Source organism: Streptomyces sp. NPDC005799 (assembly GCF_040630525.1).
In the GTDB taxonomy this organism is placed as follows: Bacteria; Actinomycetota; Actinomycetes; order Streptomycetales; family Streptomycetaceae; genus Streptomyces; species Streptomyces griseorubiginosus_B.
Map to the genome: position 1 here is coordinate 21,320 of NZ_JBEXXQ010000011.1, position 22,003 is coordinate 43,322.

Annotated in this window: 21 protein-coding genes; 12 read left to right on the forward strand and 9 right to left on the reverse strand. The window is 70.6% G+C overall.

The genetic code is table 11. The features are described 5' to 3' along the window. Window positions 1-20 precede the first annotated feature (20 nt). The 3 genes from ABZ453_RS13020 to ABZ453_RS13030 all read left to right on the forward strand — a co-directional run bounded on the left by ABZ453_RS13020 (window position 21) and on the right by ABZ453_RS13030 (window position 3,871). The gene (locus ABZ453_RS13020) at window positions 21-1,178 is read left to right on the forward strand and encodes an aldose epimerase family protein (protein ID WP_359014502.1); all 1,158 of its coding nucleotides are present in this window, start codon (window positions 21-23) and stop codon (window positions 1,176-1,178) included. Window positions 1,179-1,364: 186 nt separating this feature from the next. Beyond that, entirely contained in the window at window positions 1,365-3,137 is a 1,773-nt protein-coding gene (locus ABZ453_RS13025) for a histidinol-phosphate transaminase (RefSeq protein WP_359014504.1), read from the forward strand. Between the two features lie 245 nt (window positions 3,138-3,382). After that, window positions 3,383-3,871, forward strand: a complete 489-nt coding sequence (locus ABZ453_RS13030; RefSeq protein ID WP_359014506.1) for a DUF4328 domain-containing protein — start codon at window positions 3,383-3,385, stop codon at window positions 3,869-3,871. Here ABZ453_RS13030 and ABZ453_RS13035 read toward each other — a convergent pair. Next, window positions 3,855-4,322 (reverse strand): ATP-binding protein, encoded by a 468-nt coding sequence (locus ABZ453_RS13035; protein ID WP_359014508.1) that lies wholly within the window; start codon window positions 4,320-4,322, stop codon window positions 3,855-3,857. The genes ABZ453_RS13030 and ABZ453_RS13035 overlap by 17 nt on opposite strands. 169 nt (window positions 4,323-4,491) lie before the next feature. Between ABZ453_RS13035 and ABZ453_RS13040 the strand changes: the two genes are divergently transcribed. From ABZ453_RS13040 to ABZ453_RS13050, 3 genes are read left to right on the forward strand one after another with little or no spacing between them, the layout of a single operon-like run. Next, window positions 4,492-5,277 (forward strand): helix-turn-helix transcriptional regulator, encoded by a 786-nt coding sequence (locus tag ABZ453_RS13040; protein ID WP_359014762.1) that lies wholly within the window; start codon window positions 4,492-4,494, stop codon window positions 5,275-5,277. Next, the gene (locus tag ABZ453_RS13045) at window positions 5,274-5,483 is read left to right on the forward strand and encodes a DUF397 domain-containing protein (protein WP_359014510.1); all 210 of its coding nucleotides are present in this window, start codon (window positions 5,274-5,276) and stop codon (window positions 5,481-5,483) included. Before ABZ453_RS13040 ends, ABZ453_RS13045 begins: the two co-directional genes overlap by 4 nt. A 13-nt stretch (window positions 5,484-5,496) precedes the next feature. Continuing rightward, entirely contained in the window at window positions 5,497-6,207 is a 711-nt protein-coding gene (locus ABZ453_RS13050) for a hypothetical protein (RefSeq protein WP_359014511.1), read from the forward strand. A 66-nt stretch (window positions 6,208-6,273) separates the two neighbouring features. Here the strand turns inward: ABZ453_RS13050 and ABZ453_RS13055 are convergent, their stop codons facing one another. Beyond that, a complete protein-coding gene (locus ABZ453_RS13055; protein ID WP_359014513.1) occupies window positions 6,274-6,924 on the reverse strand; it encodes a DUF4360 domain-containing protein in 651 nt (216 codons plus the stop codon). 196 nt (window positions 6,925-7,120) lie between these two features. Continuing rightward, entirely contained in the window at window positions 7,121-7,579 is a 459-nt protein-coding gene (locus ABZ453_RS13060; RefSeq protein WP_356763571.1) for an Rrf2 family transcriptional regulator, read from the reverse strand. A 77-nt stretch (window positions 7,580-7,656) separates the two neighbouring features. Here ABZ453_RS13060 and ABZ453_RS13065 point away from each other — a divergent pair, with 77 nt between their 5' ends. After that, window positions 7,657-10,590 (forward strand): beta-galactosidase, encoded by a 2,934-nt coding sequence (locus ABZ453_RS13065; protein WP_359014516.1) that lies wholly within the window; start codon window positions 7,657-7,659, stop codon window positions 10,588-10,590. Between the two features lie 42 nt (window positions 10,591-10,632). Continuing rightward, window positions 10,633-11,772, forward strand: a complete 1,140-nt coding sequence (locus tag ABZ453_RS13070) for a hypothetical protein (protein ID WP_359014518.1) — start codon at window positions 10,633-10,635, stop codon at window positions 11,770-11,772. A gap of 4 nt (window positions 11,773-11,776) precedes the next feature. Here ABZ453_RS13070 and ABZ453_RS13075 read toward each other — a convergent pair whose 3' ends face one another. Next, a complete protein-coding gene (locus ABZ453_RS13075) occupies window positions 11,777-13,294 on the reverse strand; it encodes an alpha-N-arabinofuranosidase (RefSeq protein ID WP_359014520.1) in 1,518 nt (505 codons plus the stop codon). A 20-nt stretch (window positions 13,295-13,314) separates the two neighbouring features. Next, the gene (locus ABZ453_RS13080) at window positions 13,315-14,280 is read right to left on the reverse strand and encodes an arabinan endo-1,5-alpha-L-arabinosidase (protein WP_359014764.1); all 966 of its coding nucleotides are present in this window, start codon (window positions 14,278-14,280) and stop codon (window positions 13,315-13,317) included. 383 nt (window positions 14,281-14,663) lie between these two features. On the opposite strand from ABZ453_RS13080, the gene ABZ453_RS13085 reads away from it, so the two are divergent. Together ABZ453_RS13085 and ABZ453_RS13090 are read left to right on the forward strand one after the other, a co-directional pair. Continuing rightward, on the forward strand, window positions 14,664-15,257 hold the full coding sequence (locus tag ABZ453_RS13085; protein ID WP_359014522.1) for a toxin-antitoxin system, toxin component family protein: 594 nt from the start codon (window positions 14,664-14,666) through the stop codon (window positions 15,255-15,257). Beyond that, window positions 15,254-16,486, forward strand: a complete 1,233-nt coding sequence (locus ABZ453_RS13090; protein WP_359014524.1) for a DUF6545 domain-containing protein — start codon at window positions 15,254-15,256, stop codon at window positions 16,484-16,486. Before ABZ453_RS13085 ends, ABZ453_RS13090 begins: the two co-directional genes overlap by 4 nt. A gap of 13 nt (window positions 16,487-16,499) precedes the next feature. Here the strand turns inward: ABZ453_RS13090 and ABZ453_RS13095 are convergent, their stop codons facing one another. Continuing rightward, on the reverse strand, window positions 16,500-17,351 hold the full coding sequence (locus ABZ453_RS13095; protein WP_359014526.1) for an SMP-30/gluconolactonase/LRE family protein: 852 nt from the start codon (window positions 17,349-17,351) through the stop codon (window positions 16,500-16,502). Continuing rightward, window positions 17,348-18,121, reverse strand: a complete 774-nt coding sequence (locus ABZ453_RS13100) for an IclR family transcriptional regulator (RefSeq protein WP_359014528.1) — start codon at window positions 18,119-18,121, stop codon at window positions 17,348-17,350. Before ABZ453_RS13100 ends, ABZ453_RS13095 begins: the two co-directional genes overlap by 4 nt. A 171-nt stretch (window positions 18,122-18,292) precedes the next feature. Here ABZ453_RS13100 and ABZ453_RS13105 point away from each other — a divergent pair, with 171 nt between their 5' ends. Continuing rightward, window positions 18,293-19,330 carry an NAD-dependent epimerase/dehydratase family protein gene (locus tag ABZ453_RS13105; protein WP_359014766.1) on the forward strand — a complete coding sequence of 346 codons (1,038 nt, stop codon included), beginning with the start codon at window positions 18,293-18,295 and terminating at the stop codon, window positions 19,328-19,330. Between the two features lie 9 nt (window positions 19,331-19,339). On the opposite strand, the gene ABZ453_RS13110 is transcribed toward ABZ453_RS13105, so the two are convergent. Beyond that, window positions 19,340-20,581 (reverse strand): helix-turn-helix domain-containing protein, encoded by a 1,242-nt coding sequence (locus ABZ453_RS13110; protein ID WP_356763587.1) that lies wholly within the window; start codon window positions 20,579-20,581, stop codon window positions 19,340-19,342. Window positions 20,582-20,584: 3 nt separating this feature from the next. Further along, a complete protein-coding gene (locus tag ABZ453_RS13115; RefSeq protein WP_174267325.1) occupies window positions 20,585-20,737 on the reverse strand; it encodes a hypothetical protein in 153 nt (50 codons plus the stop codon). Between the two features lie 166 nt (window positions 20,738-20,903). On the opposite strand from ABZ453_RS13115, the gene ABZ453_RS13120 reads away from it, so the two are divergent. Then, window positions 20,904-21,881 carry a DUF3068 domain-containing protein gene (locus ABZ453_RS13120; RefSeq protein WP_359014529.1) on the forward strand — a complete coding sequence of 326 codons (978 nt, stop codon included), beginning with the start codon at window positions 20,904-20,906 and terminating at the stop codon, window positions 21,879-21,881. Window positions 21,882-22,003: the final 122 nt, after the last annotated feature.

Below are 22,003 nucleotides of genomic sequence, written 5' to 3' on the forward strand. Positions count from 1 at the left end.
CCCCTTCAAGGGAGCCGCACATGGAACTGAACAGACGCACGGTCATCGCAGGAGCCGCGGCGGCGGGACTCGCCGCCACCACCCTCGGAGCGGGTACGGCCGAGGCAGCCCCGGGAGGCAGGAAGAAGCCCGTGAAGGAGCTCTTCGGCAAGCTCGCCGACGGCACGAAGGTCTACCGCTGGTCGCTGGAGAACGGCGGGACGCGGCTGAGGGTCCTCAACTGGGGCGGTGTGGTCCAGGGGCTGGAGATCCCGGACCGGCACGGCCACCACGCCAACGTCTCCCTCGGCTTCGACAACATCGAGGACTACGTCGCGAAGACGCCGTACTTCGGTGCCCTGATCGGCCGGTACGGCAACCGCATCGACAAGGGCAAGTTCACCCTGGACGGCAAGAGCTACCAGCTGTCCGTGAACGACGGCGTCAACCACCTGCACGGCGGCACCCAGGGCTTCGACAAGCACATCTGGGACGTCGAGCCGTTCACCAAGGGCTCCGACGTCGGCCTCCACCTGCACTACACCAGCATCGACGGCGAGATGGGCTACCCGGGCACGCTGCGGGCGAAGGTGACGTACACGCTCACCAAGCACGGCGACTGGCGGATCGACTACGAGGCCACCACCGACAAGGCCACCGTCATCAACCTGACCAGCCACGTCTACTGGAACCTGGCCGGCGAGGGCAGCGGCACGATCGAGAACCACGAGCTCACGATCGCGGCCTCCCGCTACACGCCCACCGACTCGGGCCTCATCCCGACCGGCGAGCTGGCGAAGGTGGCCGGCACCCCGTTCGACTTCCGCAAGACCAAGACGATCGGCCGCGACATCCGCGCCGGCCACGTCCAGCAGGTGCAGGCCAAGGGCTTCGACCACAACTGGGTCCTGGACAAGGGGATCACGTCCAGGCCCGAGCACGTGGCGACGCTGCGCGACCCGCACTCCGGCCGCACCCTGAGGATCGCCACCGACCAGCCGGGCCTGCAGTTCTACTCCGGCAACTTCCTCGACGGCACCCTCACCGGCACCGGCGGCCACACCTACCGCCAGGGCGACGCCCTGTGCCTGGAGACGCAGCACTTCCCGGACTCGCCGAACCACCCGAACTTCCCGTCGACGGTGCTGCGCCCGGGACAGACATACCGGACGTCGACGGTCCATTCGTTCGGCGTGTGACGGCGGGCACCAGGCGGGGGACGTACAACAGGAGCGTCCGGTTCCCGAAGTCACACTAGTTTCACATCCGTTGAACGGCGCCACTGGCGACTCCGTATCCATGGGTGGCCCGCGCTCCCCCGCGCGGGCCACCCGAACACGACGGGCCCGGTCGTCCCCACCGGGCCCGCCTCATACGGAGGTTCCATGGCCGACAACGTCACCTCGCTGTTCCGCAGCAACGCGGCACACAGCCCGTCGATGGCGGCGCTGACGCGGGAGGGCGGCGACGGGACCGGCCCGGTGGACTTCTGCATTCCCTGCAACCCCTACTTCCCCACCCCGGCGATGTTCGAGGAGATGGCGGCGCGGCTGCGCGAGATCGTCACCTACTACCCGAGCAGCGCCGACACGATCACGTCCGAACTGTGCGAGCTGCTGCAACTTCCGCCGCAGTGCGTGGCGATGGGCAACGGCTCGACCGAGCTGATCACCTGGATCGACCACCTGCTGGTCCGTGAGTCCCTCGCCATCCCCGTCCCCACCTTCGGCCGCTGGACCGACCAGCCCATGGAGACCGGCAAGCGGGTCGACATGTTCCCGCTGCAGGAATCCAACGGCTTCGCCCTGGATCTCGCCCAGTACGCCGAGTTCATCCGCAAACGCGGCACCCGGGTCGCGGTGATCTGCAACCCGAACAACCCCGACGGCGGCTTTCTGCAGAAGCAGCGGCTGGTGCAGTTCATGGACGCCATGGCCGACCTGGACCTGATCGTCGTCGACGAGTCGTTCCTGGAGTTCGCGGACGCGGAGGCCGAGCCGTCGGTCGTCCAGGAGGCCATGCTCAGGCCCAATGTGATCGTCCTGCGCAGCCTCGGCAAGAACTTCGGTCTGCACGGCATACGCTTCGGCTACCTCGTCGCCAACCCGGCGCTGGCCGGGCGAGTCCGCTCCATGCTGCCGAAGTGGAACCTCAACGCCTTCGCCGAACACGTGGTGTTCATGCTCAGGGAGCACGGCGCGGAGTACGCGCAGAGCCTTCAGCAGATCCGCCGGGACCGTCTGGACATGGCCGGCCAGCTGTCCTCCCTCCCCGGCCTGACCGTCTACCCCTCCCAGGGCAACTTCCTCTTCGTGCGCCTGCCCGTCGGCGCCGAGGGGACCGTGGTCCGGGACCGGATGCTCACCGAGCACCGGATCCTGGTCCGTGAATGCGGCAACAAGATCGGTTCGTCCAGCCGCTTCCTGAGACTCGTGGTGCGCCCCCAGGTGGACGTGCGTCGCCTGGTGTCCGGCCTGGAACAGGTGCTCTACGGGACCAGGAGGGGAGCTGCCGTACCCGAGCTGAGCGCAGGGACCAGCTACAGCTCGGGTACGGCGGCCGTGGACCGCCTGGTCAGCGCGACCAACGGGGCGGGCATGCAGGGACTCGCGGCGATGGCCTCCGGCGGCTCCGGAGGCGGGGGTTCGCTCGGCGGGGCCGGGATGCCGATGCCGGCGGTCGCGGCGGCGGCACCCATGCAGGGCGGGAGTGTCGGGGGCGGGATGCCGATGCCGGCGGCGGCGCCGATGCCGTCGGTCGCTCAGATGCCGGCCGTCGCTCAGATGCCGTCGGTCGCTCAGATGCCTTCCCCCGCCCAGATGCCGGCGGTTGCCCAGATGCCGGCGGCCCAGATGCCGGCTCCGCAGCCCGCGCCGGTGGCGCCGATGCCGACACCGGTTCCCGCGCAGGCTCCGGCCCCCATGCCCGCTCCGGCCCCCATGCTCGCTCCCCTGCCGACGCCGGCTCCGGTAGCGACGCCCGCGCCGATGGCCCCGGCCGCCGCGATGCCCACCGGTCCGACGCCGCCGGGGGTTCCCGCCCGCGGAGGCCTCACGGCGGCGCAGGTACGGGGCATGACCGCGCCGCCCGGACTCACGCCGGCACCGGCCACCGGGTGGCCGAACGCGCAAAGCTGGCCCAACGCGGCGGGGGCGTAACGGTGGTCTAGGGGATCGTCCTCACCGCCGGTGACGGGATGCCCTCGCGGGGCGGCAAAAGCCGCTCCACGACGAGCAGTCGGCTTGGACGTCACCGCCGTCCGGGACGGCCTCGGTGAAGTCCCCGGCGACGAAGGCACACCGGCCGTCCAGGCCCGCCCCGGACAGCTCCAGCCGGGCCGCCTCCAGGGCCTTCGGCCGTTCCAGCCCGGCAAGTTGATGCCGGAACGCATAGGCTCCGCGCCATGACCGAATCCGACAGACCCGTTGGCCCCGCTGGCCCCAAAGCACCTCGCGCACTGGCCCGTTCGGCGCAGGGGGCGATAGTCGTGGCGGCCGGCGTCGAGGTGGTCCGGGCCCTGACGCTCAGAGCGCACCGCCTTCACCCGGCCGACACCACGTCGGGCAGGGCGGGCCTCGTCTCGATGGTGTCCGTCTACGCCAGGACCGTGGCCACGGTCCTGTTCCTGGTGTGGTTCCACCGGTGCCGCCACAACGCCCGGGTCATCACCCCCGGCGCGGACCTCGGCTCCGACGTGTGGGCCGTGGTCGCGTGGCTCATCCCCTTGGTCAACGCCTGGTTCCCGCGTGGACTGCTTCTCGCGACGCTGCGGGCCAGCGGAGGGGAGGCCGGACAGGAACGTGCCGGCGTCCTCGTGAACGCCTGGTGGGTGGCGTGGGCGGGGCATCTCGTGATCGCCGCCCCGCGCGTCGACGTCATGCCGGTGGTCTGATCCGCCCCGAGGGCAGGTCGACCTCGGCCCGCACGGTCTTCCCCAAGGGCTCACGGTCCAGTACCTCCCAGCGATCGGCGAGCGCGTCGACGAGGACGAGGCCACGGCCCTGCTCGTCGAGGGGGTGGGACGGCCGCACATCACAGGGCTTCGGGGGCCGGGGCTCGCTGCGGGTGTCGCTGACCTCGATACGAACGCTGCCCGTGGGAAGGGACAGCCGCAGCTCGAAGTCCCGCCCCGGGACGCGGCCGTGGGTCACCGCGTTGGCGGCCAACTCGGCGACGATCACCGCGACGGCCTCGGAGACGTCACTGCCATGGGGGATGCCCCAGGCGTGCAGCTGATTCAGGGCGAGGTGCCGGGCGAGTCGGGCGCCGCGCGGGGTGGGGCTGAGGCGCTGCGTGAACATACGTACGGTAATCGGGGGTTGGGGAGTGATCGGTGCGGTCATGGGCCCAATCTGACGACCGCAAAGGTGACTTCACCAGGGCATGCGCGCGTACGCTGCCGTAGCGTACGCGGCTACGGACTGGACAGTACATGTGACGGGCCGTGACCATGAGCGCGGGAGGTGACCGACCGTGGTCGATGGTGGCGGTGAGCCGGAGTCGTCGGACAGCATGCGGACCTTCGGGGTCGTGCATCAGGCGTTGCGGGAGCACGCGGGGATCAGCCGGGAGGAGTACGCCGACCTGGTGCGGTTCTCCAAGCACACGGTGGCGTCCGTGGAGTTGGGCCGACGCATGCCGGATCAGGCCTTCGTCGAGCGGGCGGAGGAGTTGCTGGGCAACACGGGCGCGCTGCTGAAGGCGTTGCCTACGTTGGCTCGGCAACCGGGGCTGGCGGCTTGGTTTCGGCGGTGGGCGCGGTTGGAGGCGACCGCGATCACCCTCTACACATACGAATGCCGGTTGATCCCCGGACTGTTGCAGACCGAGGCGTATGGGCGGACGCTGTTCACGAACCAGCTTCCGCCGCTGGACGACGAGCAGATCGAGGCCCAATGGATCGCACGGGCGGAGCGTCAACGCCTGCTTCGGGAAAGGCCGAACACGGCGTTCGGCTTCATCCTGGAGGAGCACCTGTTCCAGCGGCGGACGGGCGGTACGGAGATCACGCGTGAACTCATCGACCACGTACTGGAGATCGCGGATCTGCGGAACGTCGAGATCCAGATCATGCCGACGCTCCAGGAGACGCACGCCGGGCTGGACGGTCCGGTGCAGTTGCTGGAGACGCCGGAGAACCAGTGGTTCGCCTACTGCGAGGGACAGCGAGGTGGCCTGCTCATCTCCGAGCCGAAAGAGGTCAGCGTCCTCCAACGGCGGTATGCCAGGATGCGGTCACAGGCTCTCACTCTCACGGACTCCTTGAGCCTGTTGCAGCGGATGCGAGGAGACCTATGACCACCGGCGAACTCTCCTGGTTCAAGTCGAGCTACAGCAGCGGCGGCGACGGCGACTGCGTCGAGGTCGCCATAACCCCCGCCACCATCCACGTCCGCGACTCCAAGAACCGCCGGGCACCGCACCTCGCCCTGTCCCCCCGGACGTGGGCGGACTTCGTGGCGCACGCGCGTCGGGAGTCCCGTGAGTCGTCTCGGGGGCGTTGAGTACCGTTCTGCCGTGTCCATGCCTTCCGCGCCGCAATCGCCGTACCAGACGCCTGTCTCCCCCTGGGGCACTACGCCCCCTGCCCCGCCGTCGAAGAGCCGGGCCCCCCTCGTGGCCGCGATCATCGGCGGGGTTGTCTTCCTGGTCGTCGAGCTTTTGGTGACGCTGGCGCTGATAGGCAAGGAGCTCGAGAGCGGTTATCCCCGAGGACAGTTCTCCCTGACCGTGCCGCGAACCCTGCTGGACGGCCGCTTCGTGCTGGAAAAGGACGACTCCCTGACCGAGGGCCCGGCGCTGCAAAGGATCTGGAGGCACAGCTGGGATGCCGAGGACGTCCACGGCGTCTCCGCCGTCTACCGGCCCGCGAGCGTCGAACGGGGTGATCTCGTAGTGACCGGCATGTACGGGCGGTTCAAGAACGCCGATGAGGTGCGCTCCCGCGTGCTGGCGGACAACGCCTCCAAGAACAGCCGGGGCACGGTACTCACGCCTCCGGAAGATGACACCCCCTCCGGCTCCCGCATCACCATCAGCTGCGAGGCGCTGACCCGGACCTGGACCGACGGATCGACACTCACCTACCCCGTCTGCGTCTGGGCGGACGGCAATACCTGGGCCCGGGTGGCAGACATGACTCTCATTGCCTCAAGGAACCTCGACCTGAAGGCCACCGCGCGGAGTACCCTCCAGATCCGCTCCGAGATGATGAAGCCGATCACCTGAGCGATCAGAGCGCTGTCGTGACCGGACGGGGGCAGCCCGCAGTCGTACGGGCCGCCCCCTCACGGGTCACGACGTCGGGCACGTCTTCCACGCCATGTGGTAGATCGTGCTGATGTCCCCGTCGGTCGAGTCCATCGTCATGAAGCTGACCTTGCCGGGGTTCGCCGTGCCCGCGTTCACTCTCAGCTCGGTGTTGATGTTGAAGTTGCGCTGGACTCCGCAGGGCGCCCAGACCAGTTGGGCCCAGTCGGTGGAGTCGGTGGCCTGCCAGTCGTCGTTGTACGAGCCGCTGAACGGGTGGGTCTTGGGCACCGTGTTGGAGGAGCCCTGGAAGTAGTACGAGGCCTTCTGCGTCGCGGACGCGCCCGGCTGGAGCGAGAGGAAGCCCCGGTAGTCGGCGCTGGCGATCGCGTAGGTGAAGCCCTGCGGGACGTGGACGATCAGGTTGAGCTGGCAGTTCTTGCGGAAGGCCGTGGGGTCGGAGTTACCGCCGGCCTGGGCGAGGTACTGGCTGTAGGTCACCGTGAAGGCGGTGTTATCCGGGGAGACGGCGACAGCGGCCGTCCCCTGGGGGCAGCCGGAGCCGTTCACGGTCGCCACGTCGATGACGATCTTGTCCGGGGGCGGGTTGTCGAACACGGGGGACGAGTGGTGCGCGGGCAGTGTGGTGGTGAGGAGAGCGGCTACGGCGCCGCTCAGCAGGAGTCCGCCAGGCATGGTCTCTCCGGTTCTGTGAGTGGGGGGTGGCACGCCCCCGCACCTTTGAAGGAACCGTGAGCTTTCTGTGAAGGCCGGAGGCGATCCGCATCGTAGGGACGCGGACATGACATGGACAGGACGAACTCCGGCCATTCACAGCAGGGGATTTCACAGCCGCGACGGCGACGAGGACAGCCGCCGGATCGGCAGGGCCCTACGGGTTCTCCCAGGCCGCCGGCTCCGCCGCCAGCGCGCGCACCGGTTCCGGCAGGGCGTCCGCCGCGATGTCGGCGATGGTGACGCCCTCCAGGATGCGGCGGACATTGGCGCGCAGGGCGATCCACAGCGGGAGCAGGGGCTGGGCCGAACCGGTGTACTCCAGGCCCGTGGGCCGCTCCCCGCGCACGGAGACGATCGGCCCGTCCACCGCCCGGATGACGTCCGCGACCGTGATCTTTCCTGCCTCCCGCGCCAGCCGGTAACCGCCGCCGCCCCCGCGCCGGCTGTCGACGATGCCGGCGCGCCGCAGATCGCCGAGGATCCCCTCCAGGAACTTGTGCGGGATGTCCTGCGTGGCGGCGATGGCCTCCGCCTTCACCGAACCGCCGTCCTGCCGCACGGCCAGTTCAAGAACCGCCCGTACCGCGTAATCCGCCCGCGCCGAGATCCTCATAGGACCATTCTGCCGGTCCGCCCGTACACAATGATCCCGCACGCGCCCGCCGACGTACGGCACGACGGGAGGCTCCGATGGGGCTCAGCAGACGTACCTTCACCGCGCTCGCCGGCACCACGGCGCTCGGCCTGACCCTCGGCGGCAGCGCCGCCGCGACCTGCGCCTACGCCGCACCGACCACGCCCACGGGGCCCGCGCCCGCGCCGCCCGCTGCGGACGGCGAGGACCACACCGTCGGTTTCGACCGCTACTCACTCATCGTCGACGGCCGCCGCCTGGTCGTCTGGTCCGGCGAGATGCACCCCTTCCGGCTGCCGAGTCCCTCCCTGTGGCGGGACGTCCTGCAGAAGATGCGCGCCCACGGCTACAACGCGGTCAGCGTCTACGTGTCGTGGAACTACCACTCCCCCGCCCCGGGCCGGTACGACTTCACCGGCGTCCGCGACCTCGACCTGTTCCTGCGCACGGCCGCCGAGACCGGCCTGTACGTCATCCTCCGCCCCGGCCCCTACATCAACGCCGAGATCGACGCAGGCGGCTTCCCCGGCTGGCTGACCGCCACGGAGGGCACGGCACGCACCGCCGACCCCACCTATCTCTCCCACGTCGACGAATGGCTGACGCACGTCGACACCATCGCCGCCCGGCACCTCTACACCGACGGCGGCGGCACGATCCTGCTCTACCAGATCGAGAACGAGTACGACGCCCACCCTCAGGACGAGACGGGCCGTGCCTACATGGCCCACCTCTACGAGAAGGTGCGCGCGGACGGCATCGACGTCCCGCTCTTCCACAACGACAAGGGGCGCAACGGATACTGGATCCCCGGCTCCTTCGACACCGGCGGCGAGCAGGGGCGTTGGCTGTACGGCTTCGACGGGTACCCGCCCGCCGACCAAGTACCGCCGGACTGGGGGCACTTCGGGACCGGCGGAGTGAAGGGCGGGGCGACGGCGAGTCCGCGGACGCCCGGATTCATGCCGGAGTTCGGCGGCGGCTGGTTCGACCCGTGGGGCGGGGTCTGGTTCGACCGGAAGGGGTACGCGGAGTCGCGGCGGCAGCGGGACGCGGCGTACGAGCGGCGCTTCTACCTCACCAACCTCGCCAACGGCATCACCCTGCACAACGTCTACATGACCTTCGGCGGCACCTCCTGGGGCTGGCTGCCCGCGCCGGTCGTCTACACCTCCTACGACTACGGGGCCGCCTTCGACGAGGGCCGGCAGCCCACCGCCAAGCTCGTCCCCATGCACCAGCTCGGCCATCTGCTGCGCCACGTCCCCGACTTCGCCAAGCTGGACCGCGCGGCGGACGTCACGGCGGCCGGGCTGAAGGCGTACCACCTGGCCAACCCGGACACCGGCGCCGACGTGTACGTCCTGCGCAACGACGGTACGGAGCCGGTCACGTCGACCGTCCCCGGCACCGACGTCCCGGTCACCGTCCCGGCGCGGGACGCGCGGCTGCTTGCCGCCGGGATCGAGCTCGGGCGACGGAAGATGCGGTACTCCAACGCCCAGCCCATGCTCACCCTCACCGCCGGCCGCCAGGAGATCGCCGTGCTCACCGGGCGGCCGGGCGAGGTGACGGTGACCGCGCTGGAGTGCCCGCTACGGCCCACGGTGCGGGTGCTTGCCGGGGGCGCGACCCACACGTACGCCGACGGTCTGCTGCGGATCGAGGCCCGACTCGACGGGCTGACCCGGGTGTCGGTCTCCGGCGGCGGCACCTCCACCCCGCTCCTGCTGCTCCTCGCCGACGACGACACCTCGCTGCGGCTGTTCCCCTACGACACCCCGTCCGGCCCGGTGCTGGTGTACGGCCCCGCGCTGCTGCGGACGGCAAAGGTGAGCGGAAAGGCGGTACGGCTGACCGGGGACACCGTCCGGGCGGCCGAGCTGGAGGTGTGGGGACCGCACGGGATCGGTGAAGTGCGCTGGAACGAGGCGAAGTTGACCGTGCGGTCGACGTCCTCCGGCAGCCTCCGGGGAACGCGGTCGCTGCCCGGCGCCAGGACCGTGGCCCTGCCCGCGCTGAGCGGATGGCGGCGCAGGACGGAGAACCCCGAGTCCGCCGCCGGCTTCGACGACTCCACCTGGCAGGTCGCCCGGAAGACGTCCTCGTACAGCACGACACCCGTCCCGGAGGGGCAGCCCGTCCTGTTCGCCGACGACTACGGCTACCACTACGGCGACGTCTGGTACCGCGGGCACTTCACGGACGCCCGGGGCGCGCGGTCCGTGTCGCTCGCCTACGGCGCCGGCACGCAGGGGCTGCTGATGGCCTGGCTGGACGGGCGGGCGCTGGGCACGCACCGGATGCCGGTTCCGGACAACGCCAGTGTCCGGCAAGGGAGTTGGACGGCCACGGCGGAGTTCGCCGTACCGGAGGCGCTGCGTACGGGCGGCTCGCATGTGCTGTCCGTCCTCGTCCGGCGGATGCAGCACGACCAGGACGGCAAGGCGCGGGACACGCACAAGGCGGCCCGCGGACTGACCTCGGTGGCCTTCGACGGGGCCGCCCCCGCGGTCAGTTGGCGGCTGCAGGGTGAGGGGCCGGTCGATCCGGTGCGCGGGCCGCAGAACAACGGCGGGCTGCACGGGGAGCGGCACGGGTGGCATCTGCCGGGGTTCGGCGACGGCGACTGGGAGGCGGTGACCTTGCCGCGGGCCGATCGCCGACAGGGGGTGACCTGGTACCGGACGGGTTTCAAGCTCGCGGTCGATCCCGGGACGGACGCCTCGATCGGGCTGACGCTTGTCGACGACCCGGTCCTCGCCTACCGGGCCCAGATCTTCCTCAACGGCTGGAACATGGGCCAGTACATCAACGACGTGGGTCCGCAGCACACCTTCGTCCTGCCGAACGGGATTCTGCGCACACGTGGTTCCAACACCATCGCGCTGGCCGTACTGTCCGACGGGACCACGCTGTCCGGCCCGTCCGAGGTACGGCTGACGCTGCTGGGAGCGGCGGCGGGCGGGGTGCCGGTGGCGCCGGTGTGACAGGAATGCCCAGCAGGGCATGACCCGAGAAGGGGGAGCATCGTGCGAAGACGGCGTTTCATCAGTGGATTAGTGGGAGCCGGGGCCGGACTCGGGCCGGCCTCGGCGAGTGCGCGCGCGGCGACCCGGGACGGCGGGGGCTCGACCGGCGCGGGCAGGACGGACGGTACGCGTTCGGCGACCGCCGGGGTGCCCCACGACTGGCAGGCCGTACCGGCCCCCGACTGCACGCCCGCCGCGCAGCTTCTCGGCGTCGCGGCCGCCGGCCCCGACCTCGCCTGGGCGGTCGGCGAGGAAGGCCGCAACGGCAGCACCCAGGGCAGGCCCCTCGCCCTCGTCTGGGACGGCACGAGCTGGACCAGGCTCACCCTCTCCCACCTCGCCTTCGGCGGCGCGCTGCGCTCCGTCGCCGGCACGTCGCGCCAGGCCTGGGCCGTGGGCACCGGCGCGCATCTCCTGCGCTGGGACGGCGGTACCTGGCAGGAGGCCGACTTCCCGGGCCGGTCGGCGTCCGGCACAACCCTCACCGGTGTCGCGGTCGACGCCGACGACGGTGTGTGGGTCTGCGGCCGGAACAGCGGCGGCTCGGTCCTGCTGCACGGCGTCGACGGCACGTGGTCCTGGATCGCGCCCCCGCCGAGCGCGACTACCGCCACCCCGTCCGGTGTCCGCGTCACCGGCTCCGGCGAGGTCTGGGTCTACGACAGCGCCCTCGTCGCCCGCTGGGACGGCACGGCCTGGACCGAACTGACCGCGGCCGGCGGCTTCCGGCCCGCCGTCACCGGCCTGCTCCCGGTCGCCGCCGACGACATCTGGCTCACCGGCTACGACTACGGAGTCGGCGGCCCGCCCGGCAAGCCCCCGAGCGTCACCCTCAAGCACTGGGACGGCACCGCCTGGACGGCCGTCACCGCCCCGTTCACCGTCGGCACGCTCACCGGGATCGTCGACGACGGACAGGGCGGCCCGGACCGTATCGCCGGCTGGGACTTCTGGGACCAGACCCGGGCGCACTACCTGCGCTGGGACGGCGGGAGCTGGGTGAGCGAGCGCGGGCCGACCGCCGCGACACCCGTCCTGCCGGAGGCCATCGCGTCCGTGCCCGGCACGGGCGGGTACTGGTCCGTCGGGACGACGTCCTCGTCCCCGTACCCGCCCGCTCAGGTGCACATCGAGCGGTAGCCAGTCAGGCCAGCCGGATCACGTTCCACGACAGCGGTTCCAGTACGGCGTCGAGGGTGCCGCCCTGCAGCGTGGTGCCCTCGACGCCGTGCGGGAGGACCCGCTCGGGCTCGGCGAGCGTGTTGCGCGCGTCCGGGTCGGCGTCGGACAGGGCGCTGTGCTCGACCACGGACGTCAGGTCCAGGCCGTTGAGGGCGACTTCGAGAGGCAGCGCCTCGGTCCGGCTGCGGTTGACGGCGAAGACGGTGACGGTGCCGTCCTCGGCGCGCACGGCGGTGGCGTGCAGCAGGTCGGCCTCGCCGTACTTCTTCGTCTCGTACGTCGGTGAGTCCACCCGTACGTCGAGGACCTGGCCGCGGCCGTACCGGGCGGCCTGGGCGAAGGGGAAGAAGGTCGTCTGCCGCCAGGCGGGGCCGCCGGGCTCGGTCATGATCGGGGCGATGACGTTGACGAGCTGGGCGAGGCAGGCGACGGTGACGCGGTCGGCGTGCCGCAGCAGCGCGATGAGGAGCGAGCCGAAGACGACGGCGTCCAGGGCGCTGTAGTTGTCCTCCAGCAGGCGGGGGGCCTCCGCCCAGTCCCGCGCGCCGGAGTTCTCGATCTCGTGCCACTCCGACATGTACCAGACGTTCCACTCGTCGAAGGAGAGGTTGATCTTCTTCTTGGACTTGAGCTTGGCACCCACGTGGTCGGCGGTGACGATCACGTTCTCGATGAAGGACTCCATGTCGACGGCGGAGGCCAGGAAGGAGTCGACGTCACCGTCCTCGGGCTGGTAATAGGCGTGCAGGGAGATGTAGTCGACGAGGTCGTAGGTCTCCTCCAGGACCTTCGCCTCCCACGCCGCGAAGGTCGGCATGGACTGGCTGGAGGAGCCGCAGGCGACGAGTTCGACGTCCGGGTCGATCTGGCGCATGGCGCGGGCCGTCTCGGCGGCGACGCGGCCGTACTCCTCGGCGGTCTTGTGGCCGGTCTGCCAGGGGCCGTCCATCTCGTTGCCGAGGCACCAGAGCCTGATGCCGAAGGGGTCCTTGTCGCCGTGGGCGACGCGGAGGTCGGAGAGAGCGGTGCCGCCGGGGTGGTTGGCGTACTCCTGGAGTTCGAGGGCCTCGGCGACGCCCCGGGTACCGAGGTTGAGGGCCATCATGGGCTCGGCGTGGGGGCCGATCTTCTTCAGGAAGGCGATGTACTCGGAGAGGCCGAAGCGGTTGGTCTCCGTGGAGCGCCAGGCGAGATCGAGACGACGGGGGCGGTCCTCGGCGGGGCCGACGGAGTCCTCCCACTTGTAGCCGGAGACGAAGTTGCCGCCGGGGTAACGGACGGCGGTGACGCCGAGTTCGCGGACCAGGTCGAGGACGTCCTGGCGGATGCCGTCCTGGTCGGCGGTGGGGTGGCCGGGTTCGAAGACGCCGGTGTAGACGCAGCGGCCGAGGTGTTCGACGAAGGAGCCGAAGAGACGGGGGTCGACCTTGCCCACGGTGAAGGCGGGGTCGAGGGTGAAGCGGGCGGTGCTCTTGCTCATGGAAACCTTTCGAAACGGGGTCACTTGACCACAGGCCAGTCATGCACCCAACCAAGCCGGTTCAGGCCCAGCTTCGGGGTGCCGTTGTCGTCCGCGTCGTAGTAGTGGTACGCCAGCCAGTCCTGGCCCTTGTCGCGGAAGACCGACTCCCCTCCCGTGCCGATGTACCTGCCGTGGCCGGCCAGGAGCAGGTCGCCGCCTCCCTCCAGCAGGGGCTTGCCCGTGCTGTCCGCGTAGGGGCCTGTCACCTTTGTCGAGCGGCCCGCTCTGATCTTGTACGTGGAGTTCACCCCCGCACAACAGGCGTCGTAGGAGGCGAAGAGGTAGTAGTAGCGGCCGTGCTTGACGATGTACGGCCCTTCGACCGCGTACGGGGCGTCCGGGCGGGTGGCGAGGTGGGCGACCGTCGCTCCGGGGACCGCCTTGCCGGTCTTCCGGTCGAGCTCGACCATGCGGATGCCCGTCCAGTACGAGCCGAAGGCCATCCAGAGGCGGCCGTCCGCCTGGATGATCGCGGGGTCGATGGCGTTCCAGACGTCCGTCGTCTCCGAGGTGAACGCCTTGCCGTGGTCGGTCCAGGTGCCGGGCAGGCCGGTCGGGGAGGTGGCGACGCCGATCGCCGAGTGGTTGGTGCCCCAGGAGGAGACCGCGTAGTGGAGCCAGTAGCGGCCGTCGCGGTAGGTGACGTCCGGGGCCCAGGGGTCGCCGGTGTCGTTGTACTCGTACCACCAACTCGGGGGCGCGGCGAAGGCGTTGCCCGCGTCGTCCCACTGGCGCAGGTTCTTCGAGAGGCGGGCGCCGATGACACCGCCCGTCGAATAGGCCACGTAGCCGCCGGACTTGAGGTGGATGACGGTCGGATCATGGATGATCTGCTGTCCCGTGAGAGACAGCGGGTCGGGGTAGGTCACCTCGGCCCGTGCCGTGGTCGGCAGCAGGGCCAGGAGCGCCGCGGTCAGCAGCGTGAGGTGTCTGAGAGGCTTCAACTCGGCTCCCTTTACTGGCCTGCGCGGCCGGTGTCCCAGGGGTCCAGCAGGCGGCCCGGCGCGAAGCCGGGGGCGGGCGGTGGAGGCGAGCGCGTCGGCGCTGGTGCCCAACGCGGCGAAGCCGAAGCAGCCGGCGACGAGCAGTCCGCACAGAAGCTGCCTGCGGCTCAGGCCAGGTCGTGCCATGCCCCGCCCCTCCGTCGACTCGAATCGCCCTCTGTTCGATATACCGCCTCCCGCTCGTAACTTCGAACGAGACGGTAGATAGGAAGCGCTTCCCGGTCAATGCTTCGCACGGGACTTTCCAGCCACGGGAGTCGTTCCGGGTTGAACGACGGCGTGGTGTCGGGCAGCCTGCTGTGCGGCGGCGAGAGGGGGGAGCCATGGACATCGCGGGCGCGCGGAGGAAGGCGGCCCGGCTCGCCGCCGGGCTGCGACGCTCGCGGCGGGCCTCCGGGATGCGGGAGCTGACCGCGGAGCTCCGTGCGGCGGTGCGGGCCCGGCCGCGTCCGCCCGCCGACGCGGCGGAGCTGTGCCGGGCGCTGTGCGAGGCGATGAGCCTGCGACGCGGAGGGCGGCCGCTGGAGCTGCGCTTCGAGCGGTTCCCCGACGAGCTCGAGGTCACCGGGCTGTGGGTGGAGTTCCAGGACTTCGACCTGGTGATCGTCGAGGAACGGGCCGAGGCGCTGCAGCGACTGGTCGTACTGGGCCACGAGCTCTGGCATCTGCACGCCGGGCACAGCCATCACCACGTCGCCGGGACGGCCCTGGCGGGGCGGCGCGACTGGTCCGACACGGCGCTGTCGGTGGCGGCGCGCGACGGCTCCCGGGCGGCCGACGAGGCGGAGGCCGACGACTTCGGGCACCGGCTCGCGGCGGCGTTCCGGCCCTTCTTGTCCGGGCCGGTCGCCGACGCCCCGCTGGACCCCGTGCACCGGTCGCTGGGCTACCGGGGGCGCGGGAGGACGACGCGGTGAGCGCCGCCCTCCCCCAACTGGCCTTCTCCCCGGCGGGTTTCGTCAACGAGTTCTACCCGTCCTTCTGGTGGATCCCGGCGGGCGTGCTGATGGCCGCGCTGGCGATCAAGCTGCCCACGATCGTCCGGCTGTGGGGCGACCCGCTGCTCCGCGCGGTCGGCGGTGTACTGCTGCTGGCCTGCGCGGTGTTCGTGTTCGTGGCGCCGTCGACGATCGCCCGCGTCAATCGGGTCACGGGCGTGCCGAACATCTCGGCGCCCTGGGTGTACTCGCTGCTGACCGCGTTCTGCGGTTCCTGTCTGCTGCTGATCATCGCCTGGCGCAACGGGCTGGCGGACCGCTCCGCGGCGACGGTACGGGCGGTGCGCTGGGTGATCGCGGGCACGTTCACGGTGATCGCCGCGCTGTGGGCGCTGTTCGCGCTCGCGGACGCGCCGGTGGAGAGGCTGCGGGACCTCGACACGTACTACGCCGACACGCCGTACATGCGCGAGATGATCCTGCTCTACCTCTCCGCGCAGGCGCTGGCCACCGTCATCACCTCGGCGCTGATCTGGAACTGGGTGCGCACGGACGGTCTGGACGCGTGGCTGCGTTGGGGGCTGCAGTTCCTCGGCGCCGGATACGCGACCCAACTCTCCTTCTACGCCGTCAAGTTGCCTGCGGTGATCGCCCGTTTGAGCGGACATCGCCTGGACTGGCTGAGTACGGCCGTGGCACCGCCGCTCGCCTGTCTGTCCGCGCTCCTCATAGCGGTCGGCTTCATCCTCCCGCACGCGGGCCAGTACCTCCACGACCGCTGGCGCGTCCGCCTCGCCCACCACCGTCTGCGCCCGCTGTACCTGCTGATGCGCACGGTCAACGGCACCGGAGTCACCTTCCTCCTCCGCGCGACACCGGAGCTGCGGCTGATCCGCCGCGAGACGTTCATCCGCGACGTCCTGCTCCCGCTGGCCCGTCACATCGACGAGGACCGCCGGCAACGGACGTACGAGGCGGCACTCGCCCTGGGCCACGATCCGGACCGGGCGAGGGCGCTCGCCGCAGCCCTGGCCATCCAGGACGCGATCGCCGGCCGGGACCACCCGAGGCCCCCTTCCCGCACCACCGCCTCCGACACGACGGTCCTCCTGCGCGAGATCGGTTCCGTGTCCCGCGCCCTCCGCCCCCCGGAGGAGCTGCTGGCGGTACGGGCGGGGGTGGGGGCGCGGGAGGCGGCACGGAGGTGAGGGCGACTGTCGGTCAGCCCGCGAAGGGCGGCTGGGGGAGGCCCTTGCCCGCACCCGGTACCACCAGCAGGGAGCCGGAGAGCGGGAGCGGGGCGGTCAGGCCGGTGCGGGCCGTGGTGATGTAGAGGTCGGTCAGGTCGGGGCCGCCGAAGGCGCAGGCCGTGGCGCGTGGGGTCGGCAGCTCGATGACGCGGTCCAGATCACCGGCGGGCGTGTAGCGCCGTACCGCTCCTCCGTCCCACAGCGCGACCCACACGCAGCCGTCCGCGTCCACCGTCAGCCCGTCCGGAAAGCCGGCGCCGTCCTCGATCCCGGCGAGCGGGCGCCGGTTGCCGACCCGGCCCTCAGCGTCGTGGTCGAAGACGTCGATACGACGGGTCGGCGAGTCGATGTAGTACATGAGCCGCCCGTCGGGGCTCCACCCGGTGCCGTTGCTGACGGCGACGTCGTCGAGGACGGTCCCCGCGGCCCCCTCGCCGGTGAAACGGGCCAGCGTGCCGCCTCCCGGCGCCTCGTCGTAGCGCATGGTCCCGGCCCACAGCGAGCCGTCGGGCGCGACGGCGGCGTCGTTGCCGCGGCGCCCCTGGACGGGTTCGTGGTGCAGCCAGCGGAAGGTGCCGTCCGGGTCGACCAGCCCCACCCCGTCCCGAAGGTTCAGCACGAGCCCACCGCCGGCGCGCGGCTTGGCGGCGCCGACGTGCTGCTCGGTGACACGGACCGTGCGCCGCCCGGACCCGGGTTCATAGGTGTGCACGCGACTGCCGAGAATGTCGACCCAGATCAGCCGCCCGCCCTGCGTGTCCCAGGTGGGCCCCTCCCCCAGCTCAGCCTCGGCCCGGACGGCGACCTCGTACCCGTACGTCATACGACACTCCGGTGTCCGAGCCGCTCCGACAGTTCGGCGGCACCCTTGGCTGCCAGCTGCTCCAGCTCGGCGCGACGCTCGTCGCTCCAGCGGATCATGGGGACGGAGATGGACAGCGCGGCGACGACCTGCCCCGCACGGTCCTTCACAGGTGCCGCCACGCAGCTGACGTCCGGGTTGGACTCCCGGTTCTCCACCGCGAGGCCGCGCTGCCGGATCTGGGCGAGGGTCTCGCGCAGGGCGGCCGGGTCGGTGATGCTGTTGGGAGTCATCGCGACAAGCGCGGCGTCGTCCGGGATGCGCGCGGAGAGTTCCTGCTCCGGAAGGGAGGCCAGCAGCATCTTCCCGACGGACGTGCAGTGGGCGGGCAGCCGGCGGCCGGCGGCGGACACCATGCGCACCGCGTGCGTGGAGTCCACCTTGGCGATGTAGATGACGTCGGTGCCCTCGAGGATCGCCACGTGCACGGTCTCGTCGCAGGTCTCGGCGACGGACCGGGCGACCTGCTGCCCCTCGGCGGCGAGGTCAAGCTGCTCGGCGTAACGGCTGCCGAGCTGGTACGGCCGTACGCCGAGCCGGTAGCGTCCGGGCTGACCCGGGACCTGGACAATGTACGACCGGGCGGCGAGCGTGGTGACCAGCTCGTGCACGGTGGTGCGCGGCAGCTGCAGCTTGCGCACGATGTCGGGGGCGGAGAGCGTCCCGTCCCCGTCGAGGAAGAGCTCGAGAATGTCGAGAGCTCGGGTCACGGCAGGTACCAGGCGTCCCACAACCGGCCCCCTCCCTTGATTATCTGGGCGTCTGCGTTCGAAATTTCAACAGACGATCGGCATGACGAACACAGGCTAACGATGCGCGTTTGCCCGGGCAATGGTTCTGCGCTTCCGTTTGGCCGGTCCATGCCCGAACCTGTACCGGTGAGCGAGCCGAGTGAGGGGTCGATGGACGAACCCGTGCTGGTGACTGGTGGCAGTGGGTTTGTCGGGAGTCATCTGGTGCGGCGGCTGCTGGAGCGTGGGTATCGCGTCCGGGCCACCGTTCGCAGCGTCGGCAGCGCCGCCAAGGTCGCGCCGCTGCGGGCCATGCAGGACGATCATCCCGGGCGGCTCGAGCTGTTCGAGGCCGATCTGCTGGTCGAGGGGGACTTCGACGAGGCCATGAAGGGGTGCGAGGTCGTGTTCCATGTGGCCTCGCCCTTCTTCATGCCGGAGAAGATCAAGGACGGGCAGCGGGACATGGTCGAGCCCGCGCTGAGCGGCACGCGGAACGTCGTCGGGAGTGTGGAGCGGACGCCGAGTGTGCGGCGGCTGGTGTTCACCTCCACCGTCGGTGCGATCTTCGGGGACTACGCGGACGTGCTGGCGATGGAGGGGCGGGTGTTGAGGGAAAGCTGCTTCAACACCACCAGCACCCTGGAGAACAACCCCTACCACTACGCCAAGACCGTTGCGGAACAGGCCGCTTGGGAGGCCGAGAAGCGGCAGGACCGGTGGCGCATGGTCGCCGTCAACCCGGGGCTGGTGCTCGGGCCCTCGCTCACCCCCGCCTCCGAGTCCGGCAGCCTCTTCCTCCTGGAGGAGCTGTTCAAGGGGTACTTCTTCTACGGTGCCCCCGACTTCAGCTTCACCACGGCCGACGTACGGGACGTGGCGGACGCGCACATCGCCGCGGCCGAGGTGGCAGAGGCGCACGGCCGGTACATCGTCGCCGCCGAGGAGATGACCTCCTTCCACGACATGGCCCGGATCATCCGGGGGCGGTATCCGAAGGACCTGCGGCTGCCCCGAACCCGCCTGCCCCACTGGCCCGTTCGCGTCCTCGGTCCCGCCTTCGGGCTGACCCAGGACTACATCCGCAAGCACCTCGGCATCAGATTCCGGGTCGACAACGGCCGCAGCGTCGGGGAGCTGGGGATCAGCTACCGGCCGATCGAGGAGACCGTGCTGGACCACTACGAGGCGTGGCGCGGGCAGCGGTAGGGGCGGCGGCTACCGCCGTCCCGTCTCTCCCAGCACCCCCCTCAGCCTCTGCGCCCTCAGCACCAGTTCCAGTTCGAAGCGGCGGTCCGGGTCGTCGATCTCGTCGCCCCACAACTCGCGGATCTGCCGCAGGCGATAGCGCACCGTCTGCGGATGGACACCGAGGCGGGCCGCCACCTCCGGCGCCCCGCCCCGCGTCTCCAGCCACGCCAGTAACGTCTCCGCCAGCCGGCGGCCGTGCGTGGGACCGCAGTGGGCCAGGGGGGCCAGACAGCGCAGCGCCAGGTCGTCGATCAGCTCCTCGGGCTGCAGAAGCACCAGGGCCTCGGTGTGTTCCGTGCAGTAAAGGACGTCCCCGGCCGGCAGCAGCCGCCGTTCCATCAGCCGTACGGCCGCCTCGGCCCACCGCAGTGACTTCGCGGCGTCGGCCAGGGGGACGGGCGGGCCGATCGCCCCGGACCAGCCGGTCAGCGCGCGGTGCAGGAGCTCGGAGCGGCCGGCCGCGTCCGGTTCGGGCACGACCATACGGGGCTGCTCGTACTCCATGTCGAGCAGCACCCCCTGCCCGACGGCGGGCGCGACCGCCTCCCGGGCCGGGCGGAGCAGGACACCGACGGCGACCTTGCGGGGCAGGGGCCAGCCGACGCGAGCGGCGCGCTCGGTCAGCGCGTCGGCCGTGTCACCCCGGTGGTGCTCGGCCAACAGCAGTTCCATCAGGCGGCGTTGGAGACGCAGCCGTTCCCCGGCCTGTCTGGCCGCCGCTTCCGCGTAGCCCCGCACCGACTGGTCGACCAGGCCGTCGAGATACTCGTAGCCCGCGTCGACCAGTTCGTACATCGCGGGCGGCGGGATCTCGACGCGCTGGCCGATCTCGGCGAAACGGCGCCAGGCGAGGCGTACGCCCATGCGGTAGATCGCCTGCAGCGAGTCGAGGCTGCGCCCGTGCAGGCCCTCGCCCCTGCCGAACTCCTGGAAGACGCCAGGCGGGACCGTCGGGCGGCCCTCCGAGGTCTCCAGGTGCTGGACGAAGACCTCGATGGCGCGGCGGATACCGACCAGGGCCATCGGTTCGCCCGACTCGTCGAGGACGACGGGCAGATGCGGGTACTCGCGGCGGATCTCGCGCAGGATCTCCTCGGCGAGTGCGGGTGCCTCCGCCATGGCGATGGCGGCGAACCGGCGGACCTGGAGGCGGGGGACGTCGTGCCAGGCCGAGCGGGTGGTGGTGGCGGGTGAGCGGGCCGGCCCCACCGGTCAACTCCCTTGCCCGGCTTGCTCGTAGGTGATCAAGGGGGTGTTGGGCTGGTCGGGCGTGGCGTCGAGCAGGGCGACGATGCCGAGGGCGGCGCCCACGGCGAGGGCCGCGGCGGCCACGACGGTCAGCGCGGCGGCGAGCAGTCTGGACATCGCAGGGTCAGCCTCTCTGTCCGAAAGGTCGTCCCCACCCGGTGGTCCCACCCCAGCCTGTCGGCCCAGTCTCGACAAGCATTGACACCCCGTCAAGAGGCGCCTACGGTCTGCGGCCCATAGAGCGGCCCGAACTCCGTCAACCTTTCGCCCCTGGAGTATCCGGATGCGCCGTACAGCCTCACCCCTCTCTCTGATTCTGCTGGGAATCGGCACGTTTCTGCTGGTCCTGGCGCCGATGCTGGTCTGGTACGTCGAGCCGCGGGCCGCCGTGAACCCGATCGACATCGACACGACCGCCGTGTACCGCGGCACCGGCAGCTACTTCGACACGGACGAGATCAAGACCGTGCACGACCAGCGGATCACCGTCACCCAGCAGGTACGCGGCAACGTCGCGGACAGCGAGAAGAGCGGCGACGCGGTGTGGGACGTGACGACGACCGTCGACACCGACAAGTCGCTGCCGGCCGCCGATCCGCACGACGCGCTGGAGTTCTTCCTCAACCGGTGGGTGACCGACCGGCGGACGAACCGGCCCGTGCACTGCTGCAAGGAGAATCCCTACTTCGAGGGCGACGCCTATCTCAAATTCCCCTTCGACGTGCACAAACGGTCCTACACCTGGTGGGACAACTCGCTCGGCGACACCGTGGTGCTGCGCTACCGGGGTACGAAGAAGGTCCAGGGGTACACGGGTTACCGGTTCACCGGGACCGTCGCGCCCACGAAGATCGGGACACGGCTGGTGCCGGGCACGATCGTCGGCCAGAAGAACAAACCGCAGGTCCTGGCCGAGGAGTGGTACTCCAACCACGGCATCGAGCTGGTCGCTGACCAGCGCACCGGCCGGGTGCTCTACGCCCAGGTCGGCCCGCGCCGGACCCTGCGCGCGCCCGGCTCGCGGAAGGACGCCGTCGTACTGCTCGACAGCCGGAAACTGGGGTTCACCACGGAGACGCAGAAGTCCCAGGTGAAACTGGCGAAGAAGGAGAGCGGTCAACTGCGCATGGTGGGTGAGACGTTGCCGATCGGTGCGGCTGTGGCCGGATTCGTACTGGTGGCGATCGGTGGTGCTCTGGTGGTACGAGGACGCAAGCGCCCCGAGGCGCCCGGTTCATCCGCGCCTCAGCTCACGATGTGACATGACGTCAGTTCTAATAAAGCCGGAAATTGTCACGTCGGTGAGTAGCCCTGGCGAACGGCACGGCGAAAACTGTCCAACCCCACCCGAGCACAACCCGTCCACATCCCCCGCCCAGGAAG

What these genes read in the sequence shown, in the direction of transcription:
- ABZ453_RS13020 (WP_359014502.1), top strand. Translation starts at nt 21, where the DNA reads ATGGAACTGAACAGACGCACGGTCATCGCAGGAGCCGCGGCGGCGGGA.
- ABZ453_RS13025 (WP_359014504.1), top strand. Translation starts at nt 1,365, where the DNA reads ATGGCCGACAACGTCACCTCGCTGTTCCGCAGCAACGCGGCACACAGC.
- ABZ453_RS13030 (WP_359014506.1), top strand. Translation starts at nt 3,383, where the DNA reads ATGACCGAATCCGACAGACCCGTTGGCCCCGCTGGCCCCAAAGCACCT.
- ABZ453_RS13035 (WP_359014508.1), bottom strand. Translation starts at nt 4,322, where the DNA reads ATGACCGCACCGATCACTCCCCAACCCCCGATTACCGTACGTATGTTC.
- ABZ453_RS13040 (WP_359014762.1), top strand. Translation starts at nt 4,492, where the DNA reads ATGCGGACCTTCGGGGTCGTGCATCAGGCGTTGCGGGAGCACGCGGGG.
- ABZ453_RS13045 (WP_359014510.1), top strand. Translation starts at nt 5,274, where the DNA reads ATGACCACCGGCGAACTCTCCTGGTTCAAGTCGAGCTACAGCAGCGGC.
- ABZ453_RS13055 (WP_359014513.1), bottom strand. Translation starts at nt 6,924, where the DNA reads ATGCCTGGCGGACTCCTGCTGAGCGGCGCCGTAGCCGCTCTCCTCACC.
- ABZ453_RS13060 (WP_356763571.1), bottom strand. Translation starts at nt 7,579, where the DNA reads ATGAGGATCTCGGCGCGGGCGGATTACGCGGTACGGGCGGTTCTTGAA.
- ABZ453_RS13065 (WP_359014516.1), top strand. Translation starts at nt 7,657, where the DNA reads ATGGGGCTCAGCAGACGTACCTTCACCGCGCTCGCCGGCACCACGGCG.
- ABZ453_RS13075 (WP_359014520.1), bottom strand. Translation starts at nt 13,294, where the DNA reads ATGAGCAAGAGCACCGCCCGCTTCACCCTCGACCCCGCCTTCACCGTG.
- ABZ453_RS13085 (WP_359014522.1), top strand. Translation starts at nt 14,664, where the DNA reads ATGGACATCGCGGGCGCGCGGAGGAAGGCGGCCCGGCTCGCCGCCGGG.
- ABZ453_RS13095 (WP_359014526.1), bottom strand. Translation starts at nt 17,351, where the DNA reads ATGACGTACGGGTACGAGGTCGCCGTCCGGGCCGAGGCTGAGCTGGGG.
- ABZ453_RS13105 (WP_359014766.1), top strand. Translation starts at nt 18,293, where the DNA reads ATGGACGAACCCGTGCTGGTGACTGGTGGCAGTGGGTTTGTCGGGAGT.
- ABZ453_RS13115 (WP_174267325.1), bottom strand. Translation starts at nt 20,737, where the DNA reads ATGTCCAGACTGCTCGCCGCCGCGCTGACCGTCGTGGCCGCCGCGGCC.
- ABZ453_RS13120 (WP_359014529.1), top strand. Translation starts at nt 20,904, where the DNA reads ATGCGCCGTACAGCCTCACCCCTCTCTCTGATTCTGCTGGGAATCGGC.